Raw genomic sequence first — 3012 nt, 5'->3', positions numbered from 1 at the left:
ATATCGAATTATGGTCTTAACTGGTTAACCCTTTCTGATAACTTCGCCATATCTACAGTTGATCTTTCAGCTAATCATATTATGGGGAATGATATAGTCTTCCAGATCGTCTTGTGCAATATCATTTTCCGAATGCACCCATCCTTTAACCGAGACTCCGGCTTGATGGATAGATTCACAGGAGCCGGATACCAGTGGATGCCAGTCAAACAGCGGTTTCTTTTCACTGATCAGCCGATAGGCGCAGGTTTCAGGCAGCCAGTGGAAGTGCTCAACATCTTTCAGCGTCAGTACCGTACATTCCGGAACGATGTCTCTACGGTTAGGGTAGTCTTTGCACTGGCAGCTTTCGGTGTCCAGCAGCCTGCAGGCTACTGACGTGTAATAGATCTCATCCGTCTCTTCATCTTCCAGCTTGTGCAGGCAGCAGCGGCCACAGCCATCACAAAGGCTTTCCCACTCATCGGCGGTCATTTCTGCCAGGGTTTTGGTTTCCCAGAAAGGTTTTGCGGTCATGTCGGGTCGTTAAAGGAAAGAAACTCATCCGGCAGTTTGATCAGGTAATCATCCTGCTCTTTGGGGGGCATTTGCAGATAGTAGCCATGATCGGCAATCCCCTGAAGTACACTGGCGGTCTCGACGTGAGCCAGCTTTTTCTCCAGCGTCAGTAGCAGGTCGAAAACATGCACCGGTTTACCAAAGGCTTGCAATAATGCCTCTGGCAGGGTGGTTTCCAGTTTGGCTCCCCTGTTCAGGTACAGGTACATCCCTTCCCGTTTGGGGCTTTTATAGATGGCAACCAGAGACTTCATTCAATGGCCTTTTTCCTGCTGATTTAATTGATTGATCAATTGATTGAGCTGCCTGACCAGCGGGGTGCCGATAATATCACGGCGCCAGCCTGTGAGGGTATCCGGGAGCATAAAATACCCATTATCCAGCCAGCTGCGCAGCAGTGGTGTGGTGAGTTTTCCCGGCATCAGCAACTCCAGTGGCAACTGCAGCTCAACGGCCAGTTGAGACATGAGTGTCTTGATCTGCTTACCCAAATCTCTGGCATTTTTCGGCAGTGGCAGCGGTAGTTTTTCCGGTCTTTGTGTTTCCGGAACCTGACTGGAAGACCGGATGATATCCAGTATCTGCTCCCCATGGTTGCGTATAATGCCGGGACGCATTTCGGGCATTTCCCGCAGCGCATTCATGACTTTAGGCTGAAACCTCGCCAGTGGCCAGAGGCTGCCTTTGGGGATAACCCGGTTTCGGGGAACATCCAGACTTCGGGAGGCAACTTCCCGAAAATGGCAAAGCGCTTTCAGTACCACCAACTGCTGGGGCCTCAGCTGCCAGCCTTTTTTAACGTCTTTCCAGGCATTTTCCGGATCGAAAGGCAGCACATTGAACGTCAGGGCCAGGCACTCTTCCTCCAGCCAGGCTTTTTTCGGTGTTGCTGCCAGCCGCTGGTCCAGGTGCTGATAAATCTCCAGTAAATGGACGACATCCAGGCTGGCATAGCGAACTTGTGCTTCCGTCAATGGCCGCTGGCACCAGTCGGACCGTGTCTCATCCTTGGGTAGATCGATGTTCAGTATTTGCTTGAGCAGGGCCTGATAACCAAGGGAAAATCCCAGGCCGGCAAACGCCGCGGCCAGCTGGGTATCAAACAGAGGCCTGGGTACGGTATCGGTTAACAGCTTGAACACTTCCAAGTCTTCACTGCAGGCATGAAGTACTTTAATGACGGAGCTGTCGGCAAACAACCTGGCCAGTGGTTGCCACCGGTCAATGGCCAGTGGATCGATCAGAAAAACATCCGGGCCTGTGCTTACCTGAATCAGCCCCGGCCGGGGATAGAAAGTGTCGGTACGGATAAACTCAGTGTCCAGAGCGATGGCATCAAGGCTGGACCACCGTTGGCAATAGTCTTCCAATGACTGATTGTTGTTGATCCAGACTGGCTCTGGCGGCAACGGCCCGGGGGACAAAAGCTGCATATCGAAAGGTTCTAATGGAAAACTCCATTATAAACAGTCAATAGCAGCTCATGATAGACCGGCGTGGTTTTTATCAATGGTGAGCGCGTAGCGTTTCGATGCGCTGGTCCAGCGGCGGGTGACTGGTAAACAGGGCTGCCAGCCCACTGCGATCACCACTGCGGATACCAAAGGCCGTCATGGTCGCAGGCATGGCACTGGGCGCTTCATATTCGCAGCGCAGGCGTTCCAGCGCGGCAATCATATCTTTGCGGCCTGCCAGTTCGGCACCGGCTTCGTCGGCCCTGAATTCACGCTGACGGGAGAACCACATAACAATGGCACTGGCCAGAAAGCCAAGAATAATCTCGGCGATAAAACTGGTTACGTAGAAGCCAATACCCACACCGCCATCGCCTTCGTCATCACGACGCAGGAAGGAGTCTACGGCATAACCAATAATCCGGGCAAAGAACATGACAAAAGTGTTCACAACCCCCTGGATCAAACTCAGGGTAACCATATCGCCGTTAGCAACGTGGCCGATTTCATGACCAATAACCGCGCGGGCTTCGTTCGGGCTGAAGCGATCCAGCAGCCCCTGGCTGACGGCAACCAGCGCTGCATTTTTGTTCCATCCGGTGGCAAAGGCGTTGGCTTCCGGAGAGGGGAAAATACCCACTTCCGGCATGCCGATGCCGGCCTTTTCAGAGAGCTCCCTGACCGTCTCAACCAGCCACTGCTCCCGGGCTGTATGCGGTTGTTCAATTATCTGCGTCCCTGTGCTCATTTTGGCCATGGTTTTGGAGAGCAACAGGGAGACAAAAGAACCGGCAAAACCGAATACCGCACAGAATACCAGCAGGGAACCCATATTCAGTCCCTGGTGGTTCAGGTAGCTGCCGACGCCGAGAATATTCAGTGTGATACTGGCCAGCAACAGGACTGCCATGTTTGTGGCCAGAAACAACAGGATTCTCTTCATTAGTTAAGGTGACCTCATCGTCATCATTAAGATTGTCATTAAGTAGCTATATAAAGT

General features: G+C 52.4%; 4 protein-coding genes. All 4 read right to left on the bottom strand.

Annotated features, from left to right (window positions below; all coding sequences use genetic code 11):
• Positions 1-66: 66 nt before the first annotated feature.
• Positions 67-516 carry a YcgN family cysteine cluster protein gene (locus KDK13_RS03845; protein ID WP_257283590.1) on the bottom strand — a complete coding sequence of 150 codons (450 nt, stop codon included), beginning with the start codon at positions 514-516 and terminating at the stop codon, positions 67-69.
• Positions 513-812, bottom strand: coding sequence for a YcgL domain-containing protein (locus KDK13_RS03840; protein WP_257283589.1), 300 nt, complete (start codon positions 810-812; stop codon positions 513-515). Before KDK13_RS03840 ends, KDK13_RS03845 begins: the two co-directional genes overlap by 4 nt.
• Positions 813-1991: a ribonuclease D gene (rnd, locus tag KDK13_RS03835; RefSeq protein WP_257283588.1), complete on the bottom strand. Its 1179-nt coding sequence runs from the start codon at positions 1989-1991 to the stop codon at positions 813-815. It lies immediately after the preceding gene.
• Between the two features lie 73 nt (positions 1992-2064).
• Positions 2065-2955 (bottom strand): protease HtpX, encoded by an 891-nt coding sequence (gene htpX / locus KDK13_RS03830; RefSeq protein ID WP_257283587.1) that lies wholly within the window; start codon positions 2953-2955, stop codon positions 2065-2067.
• Positions 2956-3012 lie beyond the last annotated feature (57 nt).

This window comes from Endozoicomonas sp. SESOKO1 (genome assembly GCF_024606265.1).
GTDB lineage: Bacteria > Pseudomonadota > Gammaproteobacteria > Pseudomonadales > Endozoicomonadaceae > Endozoicomonas.
Note: the sequence above shows the minus strand (reverse complement) of the source record. Positions and strands in the feature narration are given on the sequence as shown.